We start from the raw sequence: 24,271 nt of genomic DNA, 5'->3' as shown, positions 1-24,271 counted from the left end.
CGTCGTCTCACATTGGAGGCGTCACGCTTGAAGCTTCTGTGTTTCCATCTGCAAAGCATATTTCGCAGCCCTTCGTCTAGGTCGCTGAGGCGCATCACATGCGGCGATCTGAAGGACAATGTAATTGCGGTCATCAATCGCAAAGCGCTGCCAACTCTTCGAGCCGCTGATGACTCCAATAAGATCAGCGCGTTCTTTTTTGAAGATTTTCCAGTCCAAATCACGATGTGCCCCACTGTTCGCCAGCTCAAGCGCGCAGCGTGAACACAGGTTCAGACCAATAAAATTTAGGCAAATTTTATCTTAATGCGACCGCGACGGACACCGCCTTCTGGCTGTTACGCGCAAGATTCGACTCGAAAGACGAGGCCGTAAACAACCTACGGCGAAACGCCAATTACATTCGTAAGCAAACGACGTGCGGGGAAGCGCCACGCATGCACGCGCATACCTTATCCGGAGACATAAATGCTGGAGCCCAAAAGGCAAGGCATATGGGCAAACTGTACCTATAGGACAGCATCAGTACCTAACGTCATACCAACCCACACAAAACCAACCACGAAGGAATAAAGCATGACAGATGCAAAGCTAATCGACGGCTACATTACCATGATGGAGGAGCGAGTGTTCGGGGGATGGGAGCCATACCTTCTCACCCTCATGTTTAATCAAGTGAAAGGGAACGAGCAAACTAAAAAGCGTTACATGCTGCAGGAATGCGAAGCCATTTATAGCCGGTTTCTAACAAGGTTGATCAAAAGACCGCACAACACCGACATCGAACAAATGCCTTTTTGGATATCGTGCTTCGACTGGCCGGTGAACAAAAAAGCAAAAACGGCTCTCTCAGATATCCTGACAAACGACGGAATGCACGTGCATGCGTTCTTCATGGTGCCACCCAATGCCAGAACCGGCGATAGGCTGGGTGACATCGTGGCGCGTTCACCAAAATCGTTTCTGGTAGGAAAAGGAATGTCATTGGCGCGTTTACATGTCGAGCCGATAGAGAAGACTGCGCCGAAGGCAGCGTTGTACACGCTGAAGCAGATACCCCGAAAAAGACTGACCCCGGCAGACATCATGGTGCTGCCGAGGTCACATAGTGAAATATACTAGGAATTGCGGGTATTTAGTTACAATTCCTCTCTAACAATTTTCATTTTGGAGACAACCAACCTTAAAGTTTGGCCGATGGCGTCAACTTCTGCAGTAATGCGAACCTTCAGCCCTTCTTTGAGGTTGGTCATGCGATTTTTTTTGTCATCAAAACTCAATAAGGCCGACCATTCATGTTTCTGTCCTTTCAGCTTTTCGTTGCGCTCATTCACGCCTTGCTTAGTACTCGTGACCTTATCGCCGCCTGAGGCTTTTTTAGTTATCGGATTTTTCGTCGGTTTTTCGGAAACCGTGCAGCCACTCTTCTCAACTGGCGACGAGGATTTCATATTCTTTTTATGCTCAGTATGCTTTTTCCTAAGGTTAGCGAGCCCTTCCGCTTTTAGTACCTGCTTTAGCTCTTCACCCCTAATGCCGCTGTCAACAGACAACTTGACGGCACTGTAATAAAAGCTTGCTTTGCTGCGTCCAGAGCGGCTCGCCCCTACCATGTACATGATCGCAAATTTGACAGCTTTATCAATCTGGCTGACTTTTGGTGGATTCTCTTTCCAACAATTTTCACAAAAGTAAGCCCACTGCTCGGGGTCGTTCTGCATCTCCAAGCCGATTTCGACTGCGGCGACGATGTCAGCTCGAATTGCCTTTCGATGCGCCTTACGATGATTTTGAAAATCGAAATACAATGCAGTCATCTTGTCAACGAGGGGTCTGGTAGACTGACCATTTTTCGGATTATCCGATTTTCCTTTCTTCTTGACGTGGGTGGGTTTGCTAGCTTTTTTTGTAGACTGGTTTGCAGTCATAACTACCTGCCTCTCAGTTCGGATTCGCAAAGACGGTTATTGATCAATTTCTTACTCATCCCCCAAACCAATTCCGATTTGAACGCCAGTTAGAAGAAGTTATTTTTGCGTCTAAATCATCGCACCCTTCTTGATCGCTTCGTTCGTGATACTCCCGATAGGTCTCGTCATGCACTTCGTCGTCATCGTCATCTGGTCGAAATTCTGGGACGCTATCTTTTTCTGGGGAGGTGTTTTTCTTGGGTGAATTGCGACGTTTAGACATCTGAGTCTCCCTGAATTTCAAGGCGGTCGATCAAAGCGGTGATTTCGGAGGCTCGCCATGCACGCATCCGCGGACCAATTTTGATACCCTGCGAGATTGTTCCAGCGCGCACCATCGACCAGAACGTCGATTTGCTTACCCCGAGAATACCCTCTGGTTTTGCAATCTGCCCTACGCGTAGAAGTTTGTGTCGAGTATCAATTTCCATGTTCTATTCCCTTTATTTCCCATCCGTATTGGATGCGAGGAAAATAGACCGAGGGCGGAGCGATGAAAATTTCTCCACGAATCTCTGGAGATCTCTACAAAAATTTGGAGAGGATCAAATATCTGAATATGTTGATCTTTTGTTATGCGGAAATCTGAAATTGTAAGCTACGATTCCGACCAATGGCTAATACCAACTGGACCATTTTGATGACAAAAAAGCTAACGGAACCCCATGCGACCCGTTACCCCTTGTCGCGATTTAATTTTACGCGGGTCGCTTTTGCTTTCTGCAGCAATCGATTCTTATTGACGTTCTTGTCGTTTGCTGAGGCTAATTCAGTTTTATCAAGTCGGAACAAATCAAATTCAATAGGACTCACTTTTTTCAATGGCTCAACGTTAACGGCATAGACTTCAAAGTCGTGCATCTTAGCGAGAACGTGATCGCATACATATCGGGCACGCCCCAAAAGAAGCGGTACTAAGTTTGACTGCTCTTTATAATCAAAGTTTCCGTCATACCATTCGTCCAACAACACGCCGTGATCCATTACAATCGAGCTCGCCGCGTATCTCAAGGCGACAGTATGCTTCATTTTGCCCCATACATCGTATATTGCGGCCTCAGAAGCCCAGAAACGTTCGGGATCAACCTCTTGTTTCACGGCGTTAATGCCGCGACGAACACTCGGCTTAATTTTCAAATTCGGATTTGACGACCAATAATGACAATATCGTATGAATTGCAGAACCGTACTTTCGGCCCTGTAGTCCTCGCTCACAGCAATTTTGATATCACCTTCACTTGCGATCTCGTTTAGCAACCGCACTCCACAAATCGCATTATAAATCTGCTCGATAAACTGCGGCCCTGCGATAAAGTAACGCGCCAAAATGTCCTGATTTAGAGGCGATCCATATGGTAGTTCGCTTGCAATTTCTTCTGCTTCACCAAGTAGCCGCATCACGGATGCCGCGACTAAATCTAGAATAAAACCATCGCTATTATCGTCGTCATCACCGCCAACGCTTGGGGGAGAGAATATCCAGCCACAGAATGCTGCATATACCGCATCCTTATGTCCGTAGAAAGATGGCGCGCCATCAGAGAGAAGCTGAACTGCGCGTGATGAGTCGAACCCGTGTAATAAATATGACTCTGCGAAAAGCGGCTCATCGTCTGGCCTCTCAACGAAGTTCATTTCGCATGCTAAATCCGTAATTTTTTCGGCTAGATGCTTGGCGGCTTCAGGGAAATCAAAGAGAGGTGTTTTTCCCATTCAGTCATTAACTCCCGACGTTTTTCGAATAGATCGCCGCGACGGTATGCTGCCTCAACTTTATTTTCAATGGCGTGAGCAAGAGCCATTTCGACAACATCACGTGGGTGATTGGTAGATTCCGCTGCCCAATCCCTGAAAGAAGATCGAAAGCCATGAGCTGTTACGCCCAGCTCCATGCTACCAAGTATTTTGAGGAAAACCATATTGGATAGTGGCTTGCCCCGCTTTTGCCCTGGAAAAAGGTAGTCGCCGCCCAATGAAAGCTCCTGCGCCTGTTCGATGATTTTGACAGCACGATCTACAAGGGGAATGCGGTGCTCACGTTTGGTCTTCATTCTGTCGGCAGGCACAACCCACACTTTTTTCTTCAGGTCGAATTCACCCGGCTTTGCAAGAATGGTTTCGCTAGTCCGTGTAGCCGTCAAAATGAGCAACTCGAATGCCAATTTCGATATCAGGTTACTGTTGGATGCTTTTAACTTGATGAGAAAGTCTGGAACCTCCGCAAACGGAAGCGCCTCATGATGTTTGACCTGCTTCGTTTGCTTCGGTAGCCCCCTCGTAACTCCCTCGACAGGGTTGTCGCCATCGCGAAAGCCTGAGGCTTTCGCCCAATCGAAAACACTGGCGATGCGTTGACGTATACGCCGCGCAGTTTCAGGTTTACTCAACCAAATCGGAGACAAAACCCGCAAGATGTCAGGGGTGTCGATTTTGTCTATCCGCATCTCGCCGATAATCGAGAAGGCATATTCCGAGAGCGTATTGATCCACTGCTGAATATGTTTATCGTTCTTCCAAGCCAATTTGTGCTCAGCGTGCACCGTCCGGGCGGCTTTTTCGAAAGTGGGGTAGACCCTTTTCGCTTGACGCTTAGCTGCAAGTGGATCTTCGCCCTGTCGAGCCGCTCTACGATACTCCAGAGCCTTTTCTCGCGCGTCTGCCAAAGTCACCAGAGACAGGCTTCCCAACCCCATGTCTGAGCGCTTACCTTGTATCGTGACACGCAACATCCATCGCTTTGCACCAGATGGGTCAACCACGAGATATAGTCCATTGCCGTCTGCATAGCGCCCCGGTAACGATAGTTGCTTCACCTTGAGCGCAGAAAGCGCTTTTTCGGGGTGTTTACCTGCTACTTTGCCCATACGTCCAATCATAACCCCACAAAATGCCCCACATAATATGTCGCATTTCACCGATACACAATGGACGTTATCGCATAATTGAAATTATTATGCCATTGATTTAAAATAACTTATTCGATGTCACTACACGTCTTCGTCTTCTAATAAGGCGGCCACCCTCTCCGCCATGATTGTCTCAGAAATGCCGATGATACCTTGTGTCTGCCCTATAAATTTAAGGCCGTGCGTTTAATCGCTACACATCGCGGCTTATTAGGCGATAAGAGTGCAATCACAATCTATTCGAAATCGGTAAGATTAAACCTGCCGCTGGTCACGAGGAGTCTCTAAATCGAGGCTGCAGTGAATCAAAACTAGGGCGATTATAGGCTCGAAACCTAGCGAACTCATCTGAGAGGCGGCGTGGGCGACTATTGGTTCGCCGATGATCGCGTTGTCTAGCAAGCATCGCGCAGCTGTAAATCTCAATTGCTTTTACATCCGCTTCGATATCGACATTGAAGATATTGCTGCTCATGGTGAGCCGAAATCGCAGTTGGTGTCGTTGATGACTCCGTGCGATGTTCATCTGGCAACGACAGACCAATGTAGTGGCTTGGTGGATGCGAAGAGATTCAGTCGAATATGGGTTGAGCGAGCCACGAAATGAGTGAATTGTCCTGGAGTTCGTTGCGTCGTAGGTATCTGACGGTCCCTACTTTGTTGCGATCGATCCCCATCGGGGTCGTGATCGCGTCAGGCGTACTGGCTACGACATGGACCCACACCCTTTTGAGCGATCATCAGGATATGGTTGTTCACACCTATGAGGCGATCGACACGACGAAGGATGTTCTGATAGCGCTCGATGATGCGGAAACGGGGCAGAGGGGATATCTTGTCAGTGGCGACCGTCGATATCTTGCGCCCTACGAAAAGGCGATGGAACGACTGAATGTCCTCCAAAGTGACCTATCGACAAGGATTTCCGACAATAGTGCGCAGGTCGCGCGTGTCGCAACTCTAAAGGGTTTGGTCGATCAGAAGTTGGCCGAGTTGAGCCACTCCATTTCGCTGCACGACAACCAGAGTGCGGAAGCCGCGCGTGCGAATGAAATATCTTACATGGCGGTCGGAACGATGGATCATATCCGCGATATCATCGGCAGTATTACGGTTAGCGAACGCGACCTGTTGGAGACGCGTCAGGCGGAGGTCGAGACGGATGAATTGCGTATCCGTATTGTGGCGATCATCGTAGGGCTGGCTTCTTTTTTGACGCGGGCAGGGGTTGAAATGTACCTGACGAGAAAGCGCTTGGTATCGTAATGCAGGTTTTTTCATAAGTCCGGTCATTCTCCACTCGCGGACCGGGTTTGGAAGATTATTTGCAGATCATCGAAGACTTTGACGTGTCTTCATTTGCGCTGATCACCATAATGCCAGGAAGGATGAGTTCATTCTGAAAATGCCACCATTTAAAATGGTTTTGGAACTATGGGCGGTCGAGATCGTCTGCGTTGTGGGACATCCGAAACAGGAGACGCTTCAATGGCTGATGACAGCACCACCACGATACGCGCTATTTTCAATACAAGGGCTTCGGCAGATCTTGCAGTCGAACATATGGTCCAGCAGCACGGCATCGCGCGGCCGGACATTTTCGTTCAGTCGGCTACTGCTGAAAACACAGTGGGTTCTCAGCCTTCCGGTGGCGATGTAACGAAGGGCGAGGGCGCGCGGGATGATGCGCCGCTTGAGGGTGAAATCGAAGTCTCCGCGGATATAGCCGCGGGGGATGTCGCCGACGTTCAGCGCAGCCTTGGCGAGGCCGGGGCCATCAGGGTTTCCGGCGGTTAATGACTGTTTCAGCGGTGCCGTGAATAACGAGGGCTCTTGAATGGAGCTCACGGCATACCCATTCCTTTATCACATATGATTTCTCTTTTCGGGTTGGAGTCTCCGATGGCTGCAAGAACGTGGAATGCGAGCGGGGCGAGCCCCGGAATGTCTGATGAGTTCCTTGACAGCGCGGAGCGCTTGCGTCGATTGCGCCGCCTGTCCGGCATTGCTCGGCTGATGGATACGGCGATCGGTATTCCCGGCACACGGCTGCGCTTTGGTGCCGATTCCATCATGGGTCTTGTGCCATTGGTAGGTGATGGTGCAGGTGCGCTGGTGGGGCTTTACATCGTCAACGAAGCCCGTCGCATGGGTGTGCCGCGTGAGAAGCTGGCGCGAATGATCGGTAATATCGGCATGGATGCCGTGGTCGGCAGTGTGCCGCTGTTCGGTGATTTGTTCGACGTTTACTTCAAGTCGCATCGCCGCAACGTCAACATGATCATCGATCATTTCGGCATACACGACGATGAGCTAGGCCGTAAGCGGTAGGTTTGAACTGCCGGCTTTCATGCTCGCGGGCAGAATGAGAACAGCCCGCAGCCCATTGGGTGAATTGCTCTCCAAGGCAAGCGAACCTCCGTAGAGTTCGGCAAGTTCGTTGGCAATGGTGAGCCCGAAGCCGGAACCGGCGATCCGTTCGTCCTCTCGAACGCCCGGCAGCAAAACGGCCTCCATACGAGAGGCCGGGATGCCCGGGCCGTCGTCCGCAATACTGATACGCAGATTGGCGCCATCCTTGATGGCGCTGATGTTGACATGAGACGATGCCCATTTGAAAGCGTTATCGATCAGGTTGCCGAGCATTTCCTCCAGATCGTTCTCGTCGCAGGCGACCCGCGCAGCGTCTTCGATATTATTTTCAAAGCTGATGCCTCTGTCGGCGTGAATGGAGCCGATTGCAAGATGCAGGTTAGACACCACCGATCCGATATCGGCACCGGCCACCGCGTTAGCTGCGGCCATGACTTGTCGGGTTGCGCTGAGGTGGTGCTTGATCCGATGGTCGATGCGTCTGCCCAAATCTCGCAATGTACCGTCGGGATCATTGCTGTCGGTCAGCGCTAGAAGCAGACTGGCGACGGGCGTCTTCAGGCCGTGAGCGAGATTGGCAAACTGCATGCGTGTTGCGATCAACCGCTCCTCATTTGCCGTCAGCAAAGCGTTGGTCTTTGCAGAAAGTGGCGCAAGTTCGCTCGATGGCTGCGGCGGCAGTCGGTCGAGTTCGCCGCTGTTGATAGCGTCGATATCTTTAGCCATCGACGCGAGTGGTCGCAGGCCGAAGCGTATTTGCCAGAGTGTTCCGCCCAGAAGAACGATGCCGAGAACAAGCATGCAGGGGACCAGCCAGAACAGGGCTCTCAATGCGGGTTCGATCAGCGCTGTGGAGGGCGCACTCGCGGTGATGATCATTACGGTGCCGCCGATTTCGCGGGAGATTTGACGCGTATAGAGCATCTGGCCGTTGCTGTCCCTGCTTTCACCGGGCGAGGCCATGCCCGTCAGCATGTGTTTTAGGCTTTGGCGCGGCGGAGGGGCTTCCAGTGTGCTTTGCATCAGCGAGCGGGATGTCAGGTGTTGATCGCCTGCATCAATCTGCCAGTACCAGCCGGAGCCGCCACGATCGAAAGGTGGCGCATCCAAGGGAGTGGAGAGTGAGAGCCTGCCTTCAGGTCCTTGCCTGACAGCACCGGCAAGCGCGCTGATTTGCGTGTCCAGCCGCTGATCGATCTGCTCGCGTACCACTGTTTTCAGAGCGAGCCATAGGATAACCGAGGCGACCACCAGTGCCGCAGTGACGAAAATGCCCGAGAACAGCAATAGTCGTCCGGCGATGGACCTAGGTGATTTCAGGGGAAATATCGTCAAGTGGCCACCGCTGCCGTCAGCATGTAGCCGCGGCCCCTCACGGTTTCGATGCGTTCCGCACCGACTTTCTTGCGCAGTCTGGCAATGATCACCTCTATCGAATTCGAGTCCACTTCCGCATCTCCGTCGTAGACGCGCTCGTTCAGTTCACGGCGGTCGACGATGGTTTCCTTGCGCAGGATGAGGCAGGACAGGACACGCCATTCGAGCGCCGTGAGTTTCAAGGGAAGGCCATCGAGTTCGAAGGTGCCGAGTTGCGCGTCGAAGACCAGCGGCCCGCAATTCAGCCGGGCGGAGGCATAACCGGCAGCCCGGCGCACCAGTGCCCGCAGCCGCAACACCAGCTCCTCGACCTTGAAGGGTTTTGGCAGAAAGTCGTCTGCCCCGGCTTTGAAGCTCGCTACCTTGTCGGGCCAGCCATCGCGGGCGGTGAGGACAAGAACGGGGAGATTGCGCTCACTTTCGCGCCAGCCTTTCAGCACCGAGATGCCATCGATCTTGGGCAGGCCCAGGTCGAGAATGGCGACGTCGAAGAGTTCCGTGAGCCCGGCGTGAAGCGCATCTTCGCCATTGCGGGCGACATCGACGACGAAGTTTTCAAGCCTGAGCGCACTTGCGATCCTGCCGCCGAGATCTGCGTCGTCTTCCACGAGCAATACGCGCATGAGTGAACTTTCCAATGAGAGAAGACCGGAAATCTAGATATGGCAGCTTAACTCAAACTGAACAGGAAGGTTCAGGCAGCTGTGTGGGAGGCTGGGCTAGATTGCAGTTGTCATTCACAAGGAGCAACGCAAATGGAAAACGAAAATCACACATCGGATCATATTAGTCCCACACCAGCACCGGATCATCCTCACCATAAACGCCGCAGCCGACTGGCACTGCCAGCCATCGCCGCAGTCGTTGCCCTGGCACTGGGTGCTGCGGGCGGTGCAGGCGCCATGAAGCTGGTGCGTCCAACGGCTGAAATGGCACCCATGACGCCCGTCGAAATCTCCACAATGCCAGCATCGAGCCTCGTCACCATCAAAGGCACGGTCGCCGAAATCTACGGCAATAAATTCGTGTTGCAGGATGGTAGCGGCAAGGCGCTGATCGAAACAGGTCCCGGCGGGGAAGATGGCGATCTAGTCAAGCAGAACGAGGCCGTGACCGTGCAGGGCCGTTTCGACGATGGCTTCGTGCACGCCAGCTATCTGGTGCGCGAAGACGGAAAGACGGAAGCGCTTGGTCCGCAGAAGGGCCCACCACCGCACAAGCGTCTGGAAGATATGGTCCGCGGACCGGCACCTGAAGCGCCAAGGCCTTGAGGCACCTGAGATAATACAACCCCGGTGGTCGCGAGACCGCCGGGTTTTTGCCGTTGAAGATCAGGCTGCTGAAGAGTAGCGCGCTACGGACTGGACTGGCAAAAGCCGCATGACTTCATCGGCAAATGCACTGGCGTTCTGCATGGCCTTATCCAGATTGCTGACCTGCGCGGGGTTCATCATGTGCAGGTAGCCGCCGAAATCGAACATGTCGCGGAAGGCGGCGCGCTCGATGATGGGGGTATCAAGCACATGTACATTGCGCTTTGCGAGCAGTGCTTTGGCGGCGAGAAGTGCGCGGGTCGTGACCATGGAATTAACGCGCGACAGCACGACGGAATGTGGAATCTTAATCGAGGCGCGATCATCGAGATAACGCAGCAGTTCGAGAACCTGCGCGCCACCCTGCGCATCCATGGTGCTGCCCTGCACGGGGATCAACACATGGTTCGACAGTCCGACGGCGGTCGCCAGAAGGGGTGACTGGGCCCCGGGAAGGTCGATGATGACGTGATCGAATTTCCTGCGGTTTTCGAGAACGTGGTTTTGAAGGCTGGAGGCGGAAACATATGTGATGACGGAGAGATCGACGCGATGGTCAGCCGATTCCCGCCACTTGGAGAGCCAGCGCTGCGGATCGGTGTCGACAACGCAAATCCGCAAGCCGCGGCGTGCCAGTTCCGACGCCAGCAGCAGAACCGCCGTCGTCTTGCCTGCGCCACCTTTGGTGTTTGCGAATGTAATGACCGTCATGGAAAGATCCGATAAAAGCTGAGACGGTCATCGCCTGTTTCGACGCGCCGAAATCATGGCGCCAGCCGATCATTGAACATTATGGTTAACGATTTCTAAATAAGATGAGCGAAATTAGTGACGGCGGTCTTCGGCCAGGATTTCTCTGAAAATCTGATCCAGCGGCACGATCTTGTCCACACCACCATGGGCGATGGCTTCCTTCGGCATGCCGAAAACGACGGAGGAGGCCTCATCTTGGGCAACGGTATATGCGCCCGCCTGATGCATTTCCAGCATGCCGCGCGCGCCGTCATCCCCCATGCCGGTCATGATGACGCCCATGGCGTTTGACCCTGCCGACCGCGCGGCGGAGCGGAAAAGCACATCCACCGACGGGCGATGGCGGGTAACGAGAGGGCCATTGCGAACCGACACGTAGTAGCGCGCGCCTTGTCTTTCCAGCAGCATATGCTTGTCACCCGGTGCGATCAGCACATGGCCGCGCAGGACCGGATCACCATCTGATGCTTCCTTGATCTCTACCTCGCAAAGCGTGTTCAGGCGGCGCGCGAACGCGGCGGTAAATTTCTCCGGCATGTGTTGGACGATGACCATTCCCGGCGCGTTTGCGGGCAATTTTTCCAGCATTTCCCGCAAGGCTTCGGTGCCACCGGTGGATGCGCCGACGCAGACGACCATTTCGGTGGTACGGGCCATGGCCTTGCCAGACGGTGGCGGCAGCACGGCATCGGCAGTCAGTTTCGCCTGCGGATCGCTGGCGGCAGACCGGCGGGCAACGGCTTTGGCGCCCTTGACGCGGGCATGGGCGGCACTTTTCACCACTTCACATATGCGCTGTGCCGATTCAGCCAGATGATCGGCTGCGCCGATGCGCGGCTTGACGATGATATCCACAGCGCCCGCTTCCAGCGCCTGTAGCAGCGTTTCGGAACCGGCCTCGGTCAGCGATGAACACATGACGACCGGGATGGGGTGCTGGGACATGATCTTGCGCAGGAAGGTAATGCCGTCCATGCGCGGCATTTCCACGTCCAGCGTGATCACATCCGGCATATCTTCCTGTATCTTCTTCGCCGCCATGAAGGGGTCGGACGCTGCGCCGATCACTTCGATTGCAGGGTCGGACTGAAGAACCGCCGTCAGCGTCTGCCGGACGCTGGCGGAATCATCGACGATAAGGACGCGGGTTTTTTTGATCATGCTACTTTATTGTTTCATGAAGACAGTGTTGGCAACCTGCTTTATCGGAAGATCGATACCCGTCACGGTCTCTGAATGGCCGATGAGGAGATAGCCACCCGGTGCGATGCATTTGCAAAGCTCGGTCAAGACATGGGTCTGCGTCTTCTTGTCGAAATAGATCAGGACGTTGCGGCAAAACAGGATGTGAACAGGATCGCCGATTTCATATTTCGGGTTCATCAGGTTCATGCGCGCAAAGCCGATCTTGGAGCGAAGCTTTGCAGCAATTCGCACGTCGTTGCGGTTGCGCTCCTTGGCCTGCATCACATATTTGCGCTTCATTTCCGGCGGCACGGGATCGACGAGATCACGGCTGTAGATGCCGCTATGGGCTTTTTGCAGCACATCTGTCGACAGATCGGTGGCGAGGATGTTGTAGTCCGAGATGACGTTCCGTTCGACGGCTTCAGCCATGACCATGGCCATGGTGTAGGGCTCGGCACCGGTGGAGCAGGCCGAACTCCAGGCGCGCACGCGTCCGATCCCTCTCTTTGCCAATGCAGGCAGCGCGACTTTTTCCATAAAGTCGAAATGGTTCGGTTCGCGGAAAAAGTCTGTCTTGTTGGTGGTGACGACGTCGATCAGGAAGATCGATTCCGCTTCCATTCCGCCGTGGCGAAACAGGTAGTCGCAATAATCGCTGAAGTTGGCATAACCCGTGGCGCGCAAGCGTTTGCGCAGACGACCCTCCAGCATGGAGCGCTTGGTCTCCGGCATTTTGATGCCGCAATATTCATAAATGAAGCTTGAGAGTTCGCGAAAGTCGCGGGTGCTCAGGCTGTCGTCGAAGTTTACGCTGACGGCGGTACTCAACTCTCAAATTCCTTTCACGCAGCGCGCATAGGTCCGGCGTTGACCTTCGCCAGATCGCCAGCTTCGCTTGAAAACAACTGTGCAAGATCGATGATGACGACGAAATCACCCTCACGGCGTACCACGCCGGCGATGTAGCTGGAGTTCCAGCGAATGCCGATATCCGGCGCAGTCTCGATCTGGTCGAGCAGGAACGGCGTGACTTCGAAGACCTTGTCGGCCACGAGACCCAGCGCCAGCAGCTTGTCGCCGAAGGGGATGTCGAGAACGAGGATGCGCGTGTGCGGCGTTTTTACCGTTCGTGTCATGCCCAGACGCAGGCGCAGATCGATGACGGGAACGCCCTGACCGCGCACGTCTCGTAGCCCCAGCAGATAATCCGGCCCATGGGGGATTTTGAACGCCTCCTCATGGTCGAGAATTTCTCGCACGACATCCACAGGAACGGCGAAGACTTCCTCGCCGAGACTGAACGTCACGTACTGGGTATGAGATGATGGGCTCGCCATTTTACGTCTTCTCCAAAGTCATGGTTTCGTCAGTCGAGGTCGTCTGCGTCTGATCTCGGTATTCGGTATTGACGCGGCGAAGGGCAATGCCCGCCGCGCCAATGTGTCATCAAGCGGACTGGCGGAAGTCCTGGTCGGCCGCGTCGGGGCCACCCATGGACATATCCAGTGCAAAGCCCTTGGCGCGTGCCTGCTGAGCGCCAATCGAGTTGTCGTTCGGTTTGCGTGCAGCGGCCTTCGGCGCACTCTGAGTTGCGCGGATGGAGCCGTGGAACTGCGGTTGTGCCCGGTTGGCTGCCGCTGCGTTTGCACGCTGGACCTTGAAGAAGGCGATGCTGGCCTGAAGTTCTTCGGCCTGGGCCGCGAGCTCTTCGGAGGTTGCCGACATTTCTTCCGATGCGCTGGTGTTCTGCTGCGTCACCCGGTCGAGCTGCTGGATCGCCTCGTTGATCTGGTTGGCGCCGATGTCCTGCTCGCGACAGGCCGCAGAGATTTCGGCAACGAGTTCAGCCGTCTTGCGGATATCGGGAACCAGACGGTTCAGCATCTCGCCTGCATCGGCAGCGGCAGTCACGGTTTCGCTGGACATGGCGCTGATTTCGGCGGCGGCAGACTGGCTACGTTCTGCCAGCTTGCGGACTTCCGAGGCAACGACGGCAAAGCCCTTGCCATGCTCACCTGCACGGGCCGCTTCCACGGCTGCGTTCAAGGCGAGAAGGTCGGTCTGGCGGGCGATTTCCTGAACGATGGAAATCTTCTCGGCAATGGTGCGCATGGCGACGACAGCGCGACCGACAGCAGCACCGCTGGCTTCGGCATCGGTGGAGGACTGGCGGGCAATCTTTTCCGTCTGAGCCGCATTTTCAGCGTTCTGACGGATATTGGCGGCCATCTGCTCCATGGATGCAGATGCTTCTTCGGTGGAAGAGGCCTGTTCGGTTGCGCCCTGCGAAACCTGTTCTGAGCTGGCGGACAGTTCCTGGCTACCAGTCGATACATTGTCTGCGGCAGACAGGGAGTCGGAGACGACGCCACGCAGACGTTCGATCATGACGTTGACCTGCTCGAGAAGCTTGCCGATTTCATCGCGCGATGTGATTTCGCTCAAGGTCGTCAGGTCGCCATCGGCAACTTTCTGGACGGCTGCCGATGCCCTGCTGAGGCCCTTGACGATACCAAGTGCGATCAGGAATGCCGCAGCAAGAGCAATCACGATTGCTGTTGAGGAAATGCCGGTGATCATCGTCCATGTGGTGTCGTAAAGCGAATCCGTATCCGCGTCGGCCTGGCGCATCTGGGTTTTGCTTGCCTCTACGCGCTGGTCGATAATATCGCCGATCTTGTCGGTGGCCGTGCGGCTTTCAGTCTTCGTCTTGATCAGAGCAGTCTGAAGATCGCCAGATCTCACGGATTTGCGGATGTCGTCGTCAATGTGAAACAGTTCTGCGCCCAATTCTCCAACGAGACGCCATTGCGTACGACCCGCATCTGTGGTCGCGTTCTTCTGAAGCCAATCGACTTTTTCATTGAACTGGCTGCGGTAGGTGTCACTGTCCTGAATGGATTTTTCGGCCGCTGCTGCATTATCCGCAGTGGACATGTTCATCTGCGAACGGGTGAAGCGCAGCTGGATGCGGCCAAGTTCCTGCGCGGCCTCAAGGCGGGCGGCAGGACCAGCTATGAGGTTGCTGATGGCAGTGTTGAGGCTATTGAGGCTGTTGATGGAGTAGACGGATGTACCCGCCATCATCAAAATGATGAGGCCAAAGGCAAGCGCTAGCTTAAGTTTAATGGTGAGGTGCATGATACTTGTCCCTTATAAATCTTGAACGCAAGCCAGGTCATCTCAGGCCCCAGATCGATTGGATGGAATGCTTCATTCTCTAATTTTGTAGTCCCCGCTTCGTCATTAAAATCGAACGAAGCGGGGGTGTTGCTTTGATTTACGCGCTTTCGCGGAAATCCGCGTCGCTGGCATCTGGGCCGCCCATGGACATATCAAGTGCAAAGCCCTTGGCGCGGGCCTGTTGGCCGTGGATGGACTGGTCCTGTGTCGGGCGGCGTGCCGGTGCGGCAGGCTTTGCGGCCTGACGCGGTGCCGGTGCGGAAGGCCGTGCCTGTGTCTTCTGGGCGTAGCCGGAGTTGCCGCGCTCTACCTTGAAGAAGGCAATGCTGGCCTGTAGCTCTTCGGCCTGTGCTGCCAGCTCTTCCGAGGTGGCGGACATTTCTTCAGACGCGCCGGAGTTCTGCTGGGTGACGAGATCGAGCTGCTGGATCGCTTCATTGATCTGGCTGGCACCGATGTCCTGCTCGCGGCAGGCGGCAGAGATTTCCGAGACCAGTTCGGCGGTCTTGCGGATATCCGGCACCAGGCGGTTCAGCATATCGCCGGCTTCGGTCGCGACCTGAACCGTTTCGCCCGACAGCGAAGAGATTTCGGCAGCAGCGGCCTGGCTGCGTTCGGCCAGCTTGCGCACTTCCGAGGCGACGACGGCAAAGCCCTTGCCATGTTCGCCAGCACGGGCTGCTTCAACGGCGGCGTTCAGAGCGAGAAGGTCGGTCTGACGAGCGATTTCCTGAACGATGGAAATCTTTTCTGCAATGGTGCGCATGGCAGAGACGGCACGGCCCACGGCCTCGCCACTGGCTTCCGCATCCTTGGAAGACTGGCGGGCGATCTTTTCGGTTTGAGCTGCGTTGTCGGCGTTCTGCTTGATGTTGGCAGCCATCTGTTCCATCGAAGCAGATGCTTCTTCGGCAGACGATGCCTGTTCCGTTGCACCCTGCGACAGCTGCTCGGAGCTTGCCGACAGTTCCTGGCTACCAGACGAGACGTTGTCGGCAGCAGCCAGTGCATCGCCAACGACGCCACGAAGACGCTCGACCATGCGCTCCAGAGACAGGCCAAGTGTATCTCGGTCAGAGAGCGGCTTTGGTGTAACTGTCAGATCGCCATTGGAGATTTTGTCTGCAACGTTCGATGTATTTCTCAGATTCGTTACCATGCGGACCATAGCCAGACCGAGCACGTCCTTTTCCGACAGCGGCTTTACGTCTTTGGAGAGGTCACCTTCTGCAATTGTGCTGGCCACATCCGCGGTTGCGCGCAGATTGGCTGTCATCAAGTTCATGGTGTCGACTAGGTCCTTGATCTCGTCATTCGTTTTGACTTCGACCTTCTGATCAAGGTCACCAATAGCGACAGCATTGGCTGCAAGGCGGACGTTGGAGAGGCCGCGATTGATGGACAAAGAGATCCACACAGCCGAAGTGATCGACGCAATACTGGCAATCGATGCCAGAATGACGAGGGTCAGGAAGGTTGAGTTGTAGGCGTTCTCGCTTGCCGTATCGGCTTGCGTAATACCGGTTTCGGTCAGAGCAGACAGGGATTCAGTCAGGCCATCAAGTTTCTCGCCTGCTACGGTGCCCTCGGTCTGATTAAGTTCCAGTGCCTCATTCAGCCGGTTGGTCTTTACGAGATCGATGAGTCGGTCCTGCAATTTTTCGTAACCCGACCAGAAGTCGCGAATTTCTACCCACTTGGCCTTGAATTCCTGCGGAGCGGCGGCTTCGCCTGCGGTCAGTGCAGTCGTAAAATTCTTACGCTCTTCTTCGATGGTCTTCAGCGCATTCTGGGTTCGCTGTTGGTTGGTGGACATAAGCAGATCGCCTTCGGCAAGACCGAGACCGTCAAATGCAGCTGCCAGATCATTGGCGACATCATCCTGCTGGATTGGTCCCGTCATCATGGAGTCTTTGAGGGAGTCCATTTGTCTGAGGCCATTGATCCCAAACACGGCGCAGGCTGCTACCAGCGCGACCAGCAAGGTAAAGATCAGAGTCAATTTCAGTTTAATCGTAAAGCGCACTGCATATCTCCAGAAGAGCGAGGTGTGGGGCTAGGCTCATCATTGCCAATGCGCCGCATGTAAATGAGCTTCAGTAAGCCCGGACGACAGGCTGCAGCGCCTGCCGTCAATTCTGTCCTTCAAAAGAAGAGGTTTTACGCGCTTTCGCGGAAATCGGCGTCGCTGGCATCCGGGCCGCCCATGGACATGTCCAATGCAAAGCCCTTGGCGCGAGCCTGTTGCGCGTGGATGGACTGGTCCTGCGTCGGGCGGCGTGCCGGTGCGGCAGGTTTTGCGGCCTGACGCGGTGCCGGTGCGGAAGCCCGTGCTGGTGCCTGTGTCTTCTGGGCATAGCCGGAATTTCCGCGCTCTACCTTGAAGAAGGCAATGCTGGCCTGTAGCTCTTCGGCCTGTGCTGCCAGCTCTTCCGAGGTTGCGGACATTTCTTCAGATGCGCCGGAGTTCTGCTGGGTGACGAGATCAAGCTGCTGGATCGCTTCATTGATCTGGCTGGCACCGATGTCCTGCTCGCGGCAGGCGGCAGAGATTTCCGAGACCAATTCGGCGGTCTTGCGGATATCCGGCACCAGACGGTTCAGCATATCACCGGCTTCGGTTGCGACCTGTACGGTCTCGCCCGACAGCGAAGAGATTTCGGCAGCAGCGGCCTGGCTGCGTTCTGCCAGCTTGCGGACTTCGGAAGCGACGACGGCAAAGCCCTTGCCATGCTCACCTGCACGGGCTGCTTCGACGGCAGCGTTCAGAGCGAGAAGGTCGGTCTGACGGGCGATTTCCTGAACGATGGAAATCTTTTCTGCAATGGTGCGCATGGCAGAGACGGCACGGCCCACGGCCTCGCCACTGGCTTCCGCATCCTTGGAAGACTGGCGGGCGATCTTCTCGGTCTGGGCGGCGTTGTCGGCGTTCTGCTTGATGTTGGCGGCCATCTGTTCCATCGAAGCGGATGCCTCTTCGGCAGACGATGCCTGTTCCGTCGCACCCTGCGACAGCTGCTCGGAGCTTGCCGACAGTTCCTGGCTACCGGACGAGACGTTGTCTGCGGCGGTCAGTGCATCCGAAACCACGCCACGGAGGCGCTCGACCATGCGCTGAAGAGAAATACCAAGCGTGTCCTTGTCAGAAAGCGGTCTTGGCGTGACTGTCAGGTTACCGTCTGCAATTTCGTTTGCAACGCTTGCAGTGTTGCGCAGATTGCCGGTCATGACGTTGATGCGGTTAACCAGATCCTTGATCTCATCGTTGGTCTTGATCTCAACTTCCTGATCAAGATCGCCAACCGACACGGCTTCTGCCACGGTCATGATCTTACGAAGGCCGCTGCTGATACCCAAGGCAATCCAAAGTGCTGTCATCACCGCAATAACAACGGCTGCAATCGATGCGGCAATCAGCATCATGCGTGTCTGCTCGTATTCGGAAGCGGCAGACTGTTTGGCTTCGTTAAGGCGTGTGCGGTTCATCTGCACGCCTTCATCGAGTTTCTGCGTCAGTGCGCTTGCAGCCACACGGCCTTCACCCGAAGAGTAAGTCGATGCGGCGGAGACATTGCCTTCGGCCACATATTCGCGAACGCGTTCGTCGCTCGTCTCGAATGCCTTGGTGATTGTCTGCAGGTCGGTCCAGTAGCCGCGCGTTTCGGCGCTCGCCGTTGCTGCCATGTCAGCAATCATCTTGTCCATCTCACCGCGGATTTCGTTGCTGGTCGCGATGTGTTTTTGTGCTTCCTGCGGCGATGTCGCCAGAATCAGGTTCTTCTGCGCACGGACCATGGAAAGCGACAGGGCGTTGATCTGGTGTGTCTTGTCGAGGCGTACGACGGTGCCGTCTACGACGTCATCCATCGCACCCTTTGCGACGCCAAGGCTGAAAATGCCGTATCCGGCTGTTCCTGCGAGCATCAAGATCAGGAATCCGAATGCGACAGCTAGCTTCATCTTAATGGTAAATCGCATTCTAGAATTCCTTAGAGAGTTCGATGACGTTGTTGCGGGAGGTGCCCTTGGCGGATGCGTCAGGCTGTGAGGTAAAAATCGCATTCAGGTTGGGAAGAATGACGAATTCGCTGCCCCGTTTGATGAGGCAATTGATGTAATCGGGACGCCACCGCATGCCCACGCTCGGCGGCTGCTCGCTCGCCGTTTTGGAAAACGTAGTGACTTCGTAGACCTTGTCGGTGCGAAGGCCGATCAGGGTGCGCTCGCCTTCCATAGGAAGTTCGATGACGACGATGCGGCTGTCGATGGTCTTTTCCGCAGCGCCCATGCCGAATGCCAGTCGGATATCCGCAAGCGGAATGACCTTGCCGCGGAAGTTGATGACGCTGGCGACGAAAGGCTTGCTGCCGGGAACGGCTGTTTCAGGCAACAGATCGAGAATTTCCTGAACCAGAACCGCTTCGATGGCGAATGTTTCGCCCTCGATGCTGAAGGTCAGAACTTCCAGATCTTCGCGGCTTGCCCACATATCGTCTGGCTGTTTCAAGAGAGGCTGGTTCATCCGGCAATACGCATATGCGCCTCCTGCTGCTGGCCTGCAATGACCAGGTGTCCGACATCGAGAATGAGGGCGACGCTGCCGTCTCCCAGAATGGTCGCGCCCGAAAAGGTCGCGACGTCATGGTGAAGTTTCGACATGGCCTTGATAACGGTCTGGTGGTCGCCGATGATCTGGTCCACGACGAGACCGACACGCTCGGACCCCGTGGAAATGACGACGACTTTCTGGAACTGGTCAGGGCTGGTGCCTGTCTGGAACAGTTCGCGCAGACGGATGAAGGGCACGAGGCTTTCACGCAGCGATATGAAGGAACGGCCACGCGATTTGACGTCGTTTTCCGGGGAAAGCTCCAGGCATTCCTCCACCGCCGAAAGCGGAATGACGTAGCAACCGTTGCCGACCCGCACGAGCAGACCATCGATGATGGCCAGCGTCAGCGGAATGGCGAGGGTGATTTCGGAACCGACGCCTGCGGTGCTGGAGACGTTGATGGTCCCGCGCAGCGCTTCGATTGTTTTTTTCACGACATCCATGCCGACGCCGCGACCCGACAGATTGGTGACGGCAGCGGCGGTGGAAAAGCCGGGCTCGAAGATCATCTGCAGGAGTTCCTGATCGGACAGGTTTGCACCCGCGGCGACGAGGCCCGACGATTCCGCTTTGGCCCGGACGCGCTGGCGGTCGATGCCGCGACCATCGTCCTTGATGGTGATCGTCACGTCGCCACCGGTCTGGCGGGCAACGAGTGTGACCTGTCCCGCAGGCTTTTTGCCAGCGGCAATACGTTCTTCCGGCGTTTCAAGGCCGTGGTCGCAGGAGTTGCGAACGAGATGCACCAGCGGATCGGCCAGACGCTCGATGACGACCTTGTCCACCTCGGTGGACTCGCCTTCGGTCACAAGCTCGATCTGCTTGCCGGTTTCGCGGGCCAAATCGTGTGTCAGACGGCGGAAGCGGCTGAAAAGCTGGGCGATAGGCACCATGCGCAGCACCATCATCGTGTCGCGCAGTTCACCGGAGAGGCGCTCCACATCTTCCGATACGGAGCGAAGCTGAATATCGACGCTCGTGTTTGCCAACTGTGACAGGCGCGACTGGGCAATGACGAGTTCGCCGACGCGGTCCATCAGTTCATCAAGGCGCTCGGCAGGAACGCGGACGTTTTCCGCGCCCTTGTTTTGCTTGCTATCGGCGGCTGCCTGCGCTGCTGCCGGATTTGCCTTTGCGGCCTCTTCGACAGGTGCCAGAGGTGGCACGATTTCGGCGGAAGGAGCAGGCTCGTCGGTGAGCTTTTTGACATCGATCTCCATCTCATCCATGACGAAAATGAAGACGTCGTCGATGGCGGAACGTGGCTTGTCGGTGGTGAGTGTGACTTTCCACGAGAGATAGAGATTGGTCGGGTCGATGCTGTCGATAGCCGGAATGGCGCTGGTGTTGGCTACAATCGTGCAGTCACCCAGTTCCGCCAGCTCATCCAGAAGGCCAAGGGGATTGGTGCCGTTGGCCATTGCGTTGGAGGGCAGGCTGAAATTGATCTGCCATGTTGCGACAGAAGGTGCGTCTGCTTTCTTCGTCGCCACAGGCTGGACGTGATGGACCGTACCCGTCGCGTCGGTGCCGACTGCTGCCTGCAATTTGGCCAGAAGACGGTCGCCGGTCTCGGGCAGCGCACGGGCCGGATTGTCGACCAGGCAACGCATGTGATCCTGCGCTTCCAGCACGGCTGCGATCAGTTCACTGCTTGCAGGGACTTCGCCCTTGCGAACGCGGTCGAATGCGGTTTCACAATGGTGGGTGAAGGCTGCCAAGGCTTCGAAGCCGAACATGGCACCGGACCCCTTGAGGGTATGCAGGCCGCGAAAAACGGCATCGATCTGTCCCTGATTGGACAGATCATGCAACAGGTCGAGCAAACCGCTTTCGATCTGCTCGAAAAGCTCTGCCGCTTCTGTTCTGAAAACCTGAATGGGGTCCAGTATATTCATCTACCAAGAACCTTTTTAGCAATTTTTACGAGATTTTCCGGGTCGAAAGGCTTCGTGACCCAGCCCGTGGCACCGGCGGCTTTCGCGCGGGCCTTCATGTCTGCGTCCGATTCCGTGGTCAGAAAGATGATGGGAATGCCGGTATGCGCAGGCGACTGGCGCAGCGCTTCGATCATTTCCAGGCCGTTCATGTTGGGCATGTTCAGATCGGTGACGATGAGATCGAACGTGCCAGCCTTGGCTTTGGTAAGGCCATCTGCGCCATCAACCGCTTCCGTTACCTGATAACCTGCATTCGTCAGGGCAATTTTGGTGGTCATTCTGATGCTTGCAGAGTCATCGACGGTGAGAATGTTGGCGCTCATTGTATTTCCTTTCCATGCAGCCAGAAGAGGCGAGAGGCCTCGTCCATGTCGGTCAGAAAACCGCCCCGCCGCAGGGTGTCGACAATTGCTGGCGAAGCCGGTTTTGTAAGTGTGATGTATTTGCCTTCGGCGCGGGCATAGAGCCGCGATGCTTCGATAAGCTGGATAAAGCTGAGGTCCGCGTGGGCATCTGCCGGGATGTCGACCGTGACGGCCTTGTTCATCTGCAACGCCTCGAAAAGCGTTTCATGAATGGCAGAGATGCCCCGTATGGAAAGCGAAGGAGGCAGATTGAGTATTTCTGGTGTCATCAGTTTTCCTAAACGTCCCCTGTTGCTTTTCGCTCTGGCCAGCGAAGAAGTATGATCCGCACCCAGCAACGATCAGGCACGCGTATTGGTACGCATGTCGGCGTTGACAGTTTGTTTTGAGGATTTGCATCGGGCATGCGCCAAGCGCTAGACACAGCCATGACCGCACCATCCAGTCGAACCTGGACAGCGTTTCAAATCGATACATTGTTGAAATCGGGTCGGCTTCATGCAACCCGTTATAGCGGTGCACAACTGCGGTGATGCGCCGCTATCTGTTGGTTCCGCTTGTTATATTAGCCATATTCATATGCGCGGACTAGTTAATGCGTCGTTAAGCCAGGTTGCGATTAGTCGCATTCCTTAAGATGTATGGTTGCGCTGCCTTAATTCAAAATGCCTGTCGGCAATATATCAGATTTACTACCGATGATATATGGTACTCAAACACCGTGACGTTACATAAAGTTGATAAGAGTATCGTCGTCGTTACTCGATAACGTTCCTGTGAAGCGCAGGTACAGGTGCCTCATATCCGTGGTTACGACCTCTCACGCTCCGTGATCGTCACAGCCAAAGAAATTATCAGCCATTTTTCACAGGCCGCTGTAAATCGCGTCTGGACGAACGAAAATCTGGCCGACGAAACAGTTCAAAGCATTGATATAAATCAGTAATTACGAGTCTTAATTTTTTATGACCGGTGCTGTTGCAGAAGGGGGATGATTCGAATAGGTTTTTACGGCAACGTTTCAGTGAGGGAGGAGACTCATGCGCATTCGTTTTATTTTGGCCGTTCTGTCGGCTGGTGTGATGCTTCCGGCAAGTATTGCCGGGGCGACAGACCTGGAAGTAACACACTGGTGGACATCCGGTAGTGAGGCCGCGGCGGTGGGAGAGCTCGCCAAGGCTTTTGATGCAACCGGAAATAAGTGGGTGGACGGCGCCATTGCCGGATCGGGTGGTACGGCCAGACCAATCATGATCAGCCGCATCACCGGCGGTGATCCGATGGGTGCGACCCAGTTCAACCACGGTCGTCAGGCAGAAGAATTGGCGCAGTCCGGTTTGATGCGGGATCTGACAGACGTCGCTGAAAAGGGCAACTGGAAAGAGATCATCAAGCCAGCCAGCCTGCTCGAAAGCTGCACGATCGACGGCAAGATTTATTGTGCGCCCGTCAATATTCACTCGTGGCAATGGCTTTGGCTTTCCAATGCAGCTTTCAAGAAGGCTGGCGTAGAGGTTCCCAAGAACTGGACGGAGTTCATCGCCGCAGCGCCTGCTTTGCAAAAGGCCGGAATTCAACCGCTCGCGCTGGGTGGTCAGGCATGGCAGGCCAATGGTCTGTTCGACACGCTGTTGATTGCGATGGGAGGCAAGGACCTTTACGAAAAGGTCTACAAGGATAAGGACGCCGAGGTTGCCGCCGGACCGGACATGCAGAAGATTTTCGCTGCTGCCGACGAAGCCCGCAAGCTGACAAAGGGTTCCAACGTTCAAGACTGGAACCAGGCGACGAACATGGTCATCACCGGCAAGGCTGGCGGTCAGATCATGGGTGACTGGGCACAGGGTGAATTCCAGCTTGCGAATATGAAAGCGGGAACCGATTACACCTGCCTTCCAGGCCTTGGCCTCAACGAATATCTGACAGCAAATGGCGACGCCTTCTATTTCCCTCTGTTGAAAGACGAAGCGAAGTCCAAGGCGCAGGAAGTTCTGGCTGAAGTGATCGTCGATCCCAAGACACAGTTGGCCTTCAACCTGAAGAAGGGTTCGCTTCCCATCCGCTCGGACGTTGACCTCGGTGTCGCGAACGACTGCATGAAAAAGGGTCTGGATATCTTGGCGAAGGGCAATGTGCTGGCAAGCACGGATCAGTTGATCTCCGCCGATACGCAAAAGCAAAAAGAGGACTTGATGTCCGAGTTTTTTGCCAATGCGTCCCTCACTGCCGAGGCTGCACAGAAGCGTTTTGCTGACATTATTGCCTCAGCAGACTGATCTTCTTTGTCTGTC

At 55.1% G+C, this 24,271-nt stretch carries 24 protein-coding genes and 1 pseudogene; 6 read left to right on the top strand and 19 right to left on the bottom strand.

Going from position 1 to position 24,271, the window contains the following annotated elements; all coding sequences use genetic code 11:
* Positions 1 to 21: 21 nt before the first annotated feature.
* Complete coding sequence (locus tag HRR99_RS18015; RefSeq protein WP_233124156.1) at positions 22 to 219, bottom strand: hypothetical protein; 198 nt, start codon at positions 217 to 219, stop codon at positions 22 to 24.
* A 357-nt stretch (positions 220 to 576) separates the two neighbouring features.
* On the opposite strand from HRR99_RS18015, the gene HRR99_RS18010 reads away from it, so the two are divergent.
* Positions 577 to 1,122 (top strand): hypothetical protein, encoded by a 546-nt coding sequence (locus HRR99_RS18010; protein WP_233124154.1) that lies wholly within the window; start codon positions 577 to 579, stop codon positions 1,120 to 1,122.
* Between the two features lie 17 nt (positions 1,123 to 1,139).
* Here HRR99_RS18010 and HRR99_RS18005 read toward each other — a convergent pair whose 3' ends face one another.
* From HRR99_RS18005 to HRR99_RS17985, 5 genes are all read right to left on the bottom strand, one after another.
* Positions 1,140 to 1,928 (bottom strand): hypothetical protein, encoded by a 789-nt coding sequence (locus tag HRR99_RS18005; protein ID WP_233124152.1) that lies wholly within the window; start codon positions 1,926 to 1,928, stop codon positions 1,140 to 1,142.
* Positions 1,929 to 1,983: 55 nt separating this feature from the next.
* Complete coding sequence (locus HRR99_RS18000) at positions 1,984 to 2,193, bottom strand: hypothetical protein (protein WP_233124150.1); 210 nt, start codon at positions 2,191 to 2,193, stop codon at positions 1,984 to 1,986.
* Positions 2,186 to 2,401, bottom strand: a complete 216-nt coding sequence (locus tag HRR99_RS17995; RefSeq protein ID WP_233124149.1) for a helix-turn-helix transcriptional regulator — start codon at positions 2,399 to 2,401, stop codon at positions 2,186 to 2,188. Before HRR99_RS17995 ends, HRR99_RS18000 begins: the two co-directional genes overlap by 8 nt.
* 244 nt (positions 2,402 to 2,645) lie before the next feature.
* Positions 2,646 to 3,683 carry a hypothetical protein gene (locus tag HRR99_RS17990; RefSeq protein WP_233124147.1) on the bottom strand — a complete coding sequence of 346 codons (1,038 nt, stop codon included), beginning with the start codon at positions 3,681 to 3,683 and terminating at the stop codon, positions 2,646 to 2,648.
* Positions 3,635 to 4,834 (bottom strand): tyrosine-type recombinase/integrase, encoded by a 1,200-nt coding sequence (locus HRR99_RS17985; RefSeq protein WP_233124145.1) that lies wholly within the window; start codon positions 4,832 to 4,834, stop codon positions 3,635 to 3,637. Before HRR99_RS17985 ends, HRR99_RS17990 begins: the two co-directional genes overlap by 49 nt.
* Positions 4,835 to 5,479: 645 nt before the next feature.
* Between HRR99_RS17985 and HRR99_RS17980 the strand changes: the two genes are divergently transcribed.
* The 3 genes from HRR99_RS17980 to HRR99_RS17970 all read left to right on the top strand — a co-directional run bounded on the left by HRR99_RS17980 (position 5,480) and on the right by HRR99_RS17970 (position 7,207).
* On the top strand, positions 5,480 to 6,142 hold the full coding sequence (locus tag HRR99_RS17980; protein ID WP_233124144.1) for a CHASE3 domain-containing protein: 663 nt from the start codon (positions 5,480 to 5,482) through the stop codon (positions 6,140 to 6,142).
* A 222-nt stretch (positions 6,143 to 6,364) separates the two neighbouring features.
* On the top strand, positions 6,365 to 6,673 hold the full coding sequence (locus HRR99_RS17975; RefSeq protein ID WP_233124142.1) for a hypothetical protein: 309 nt from the start codon (positions 6,365 to 6,367) through the stop codon (positions 6,671 to 6,673).
* A 105-nt stretch (positions 6,674 to 6,778) separates the two neighbouring features.
* A complete protein-coding gene (locus HRR99_RS17970; RefSeq protein WP_233124141.1) occupies positions 6,779 to 7,207 on the top strand; it encodes a DUF4112 domain-containing protein in 429 nt (142 codons plus the stop codon).
* Here the strand turns inward: HRR99_RS17970 and HRR99_RS17965 are convergent.
* Together HRR99_RS17965 and HRR99_RS17960 are read right to left on the bottom strand one after the other, a co-directional pair.
* The gene (locus HRR99_RS17965; protein WP_422387343.1) at positions 7,190 to 8,584 is read right to left on the bottom strand and encodes a sensor histidine kinase; all 1,395 of its coding nucleotides are present in this window, start codon (positions 8,582 to 8,584) and stop codon (positions 7,190 to 7,192) included. The two genes, HRR99_RS17970 and HRR99_RS17965, sit on opposite strands and share 18 nt — an antisense overlap.
* Positions 8,581 to 9,249: a response regulator transcription factor gene (locus tag HRR99_RS17960; RefSeq protein WP_233124139.1), complete on the bottom strand. Its 669-nt coding sequence runs from the start codon at positions 9,247 to 9,249 to the stop codon at positions 8,581 to 8,583. The genes HRR99_RS17965 and HRR99_RS17960 overlap by 4 nt, the downstream gene beginning before the upstream one ends.
* 132 nt (positions 9,250 to 9,381) lie before the next feature.
* Here HRR99_RS17960 and HRR99_RS17955 point away from each other — a divergent pair, with 132 nt between their 5' ends.
* The gene (locus HRR99_RS17955) at positions 9,382 to 9,897 is read left to right on the top strand and encodes a hypothetical protein (protein ID WP_233124137.1); all 516 of its coding nucleotides are present in this window, start codon (positions 9,382 to 9,384) and stop codon (positions 9,895 to 9,897) included.
* A 60-nt stretch (positions 9,898 to 9,957) separates the two neighbouring features.
* Here HRR99_RS17955 and HRR99_RS17950 read toward each other — a convergent pair whose 3' ends face one another.
* The 11 genes and pseudogenes from HRR99_RS17950 to HRR99_RS17900 all read right to left on the bottom strand — a co-directional run bounded on the left by HRR99_RS17950 (position 9,958) and on the right by HRR99_RS17900 (position 22,249).
* A complete protein-coding gene (locus HRR99_RS17950; RefSeq protein WP_233124136.1) occupies positions 9,958 to 10,650 on the bottom strand; it encodes a ParA family protein in 693 nt (230 codons plus the stop codon).
* Between the two features lie 114 nt (positions 10,651 to 10,764).
* A complete protein-coding gene (locus HRR99_RS17945; protein WP_111841151.1) occupies positions 10,765 to 11,853 on the bottom strand; it encodes a protein-glutamate methylesterase/protein-glutamine glutaminase in 1,089 nt (362 codons plus the stop codon).
* 6 nt (positions 11,854 to 11,859) lie between these two features.
* Positions 11,860 to 12,708: a CheR family methyltransferase gene (locus HRR99_RS17940; protein ID WP_233124135.1), complete on the bottom strand. Its 849-nt coding sequence runs from the start codon at positions 12,706 to 12,708 to the stop codon at positions 11,860 to 11,862.
* 14 nt (positions 12,709 to 12,722) lie between these two features.
* Positions 12,723 to 13,217 (bottom strand): chemotaxis protein CheW, encoded by a 495-nt coding sequence (locus tag HRR99_RS17935; RefSeq protein WP_111841153.1) that lies wholly within the window; start codon positions 13,215 to 13,217, stop codon positions 12,723 to 12,725.
* A 109-nt stretch (positions 13,218 to 13,326) separates the two neighbouring features.
* Positions 13,327 to 15,021: a methyl-accepting chemotaxis protein gene (locus HRR99_RS17930; RefSeq protein WP_233124133.1), complete on the bottom strand. Its 1,695-nt coding sequence runs from the start codon at positions 15,019 to 15,021 to the stop codon at positions 13,327 to 13,329.
* A 457-nt stretch (positions 15,022 to 15,478) separates the two neighbouring features.
* Positions 15,479 to 17,089, bottom strand: a pseudogene (locus HRR99_RS17925) (HAMP domain-containing methyl-accepting chemotaxis protein); the annotation flags it as partial.
* A 134-nt stretch (positions 17,090 to 17,223) separates the two neighbouring features.
* Complete coding sequence (locus HRR99_RS17920; protein ID WP_233124131.1) at positions 17,224 to 19,041, bottom strand: methyl-accepting chemotaxis protein; 1,818 nt, start codon at positions 19,039 to 19,041, stop codon at positions 17,224 to 17,226.
* 1 nt (position 19,042) lies between these two features.
* On the bottom strand, positions 19,043 to 19,585 hold the full coding sequence (locus HRR99_RS17915) for a chemotaxis protein CheW (protein WP_233124130.1): 543 nt from the start codon (positions 19,583 to 19,585) through the stop codon (positions 19,043 to 19,045).
* Positions 19,582 to 21,573: a chemotaxis protein CheA gene (locus HRR99_RS17910; RefSeq protein WP_233124129.1), complete on the bottom strand. Its 1,992-nt coding sequence runs from the start codon at positions 21,571 to 21,573 to the stop codon at positions 19,582 to 19,584. The genes HRR99_RS17915 and HRR99_RS17910 overlap by 4 nt, the downstream gene beginning before the upstream one ends.
* Positions 21,570 to 21,938, bottom strand: coding sequence for a response regulator (locus HRR99_RS17905; RefSeq protein ID WP_111841159.1), 369 nt, complete (start codon positions 21,936 to 21,938; stop codon positions 21,570 to 21,572). Before HRR99_RS17905 ends, HRR99_RS17910 begins: the two co-directional genes overlap by 4 nt.
* Positions 21,935 to 22,249, bottom strand: a complete 315-nt coding sequence (locus HRR99_RS17900; protein WP_233124127.1) for an STAS domain-containing protein — start codon at positions 22,247 to 22,249, stop codon at positions 21,935 to 21,937. Before HRR99_RS17900 ends, HRR99_RS17905 begins: the two co-directional genes overlap by 4 nt.
* A gap of 771 nt (positions 22,250 to 23,020) precedes the next feature.
* Here HRR99_RS17900 and HRR99_RS17895 point away from each other — a divergent pair.
* Positions 23,021 to 24,256: an ABC transporter substrate-binding protein gene (locus tag HRR99_RS17895; RefSeq protein WP_233124125.1), complete on the top strand. Its 1,236-nt coding sequence runs from the start codon at positions 23,021 to 23,023 to the stop codon at positions 24,254 to 24,256.
* Positions 24,257 to 24,271: the final 15 nt, after the last annotated feature.

The sequence above is a fragment of the Agrobacterium vaccinii genome (assembly GCF_021310995.1).
Classification (GTDB): Bacteria; Pseudomonadota; Alphaproteobacteria; order Rhizobiales; family Rhizobiaceae; genus Agrobacterium; species Agrobacterium vaccinii.
The sequence above is the reverse complement of the archived record's forward strand: the minus strand, read 5'-3'. Positions and strand labels throughout refer to the sequence as shown.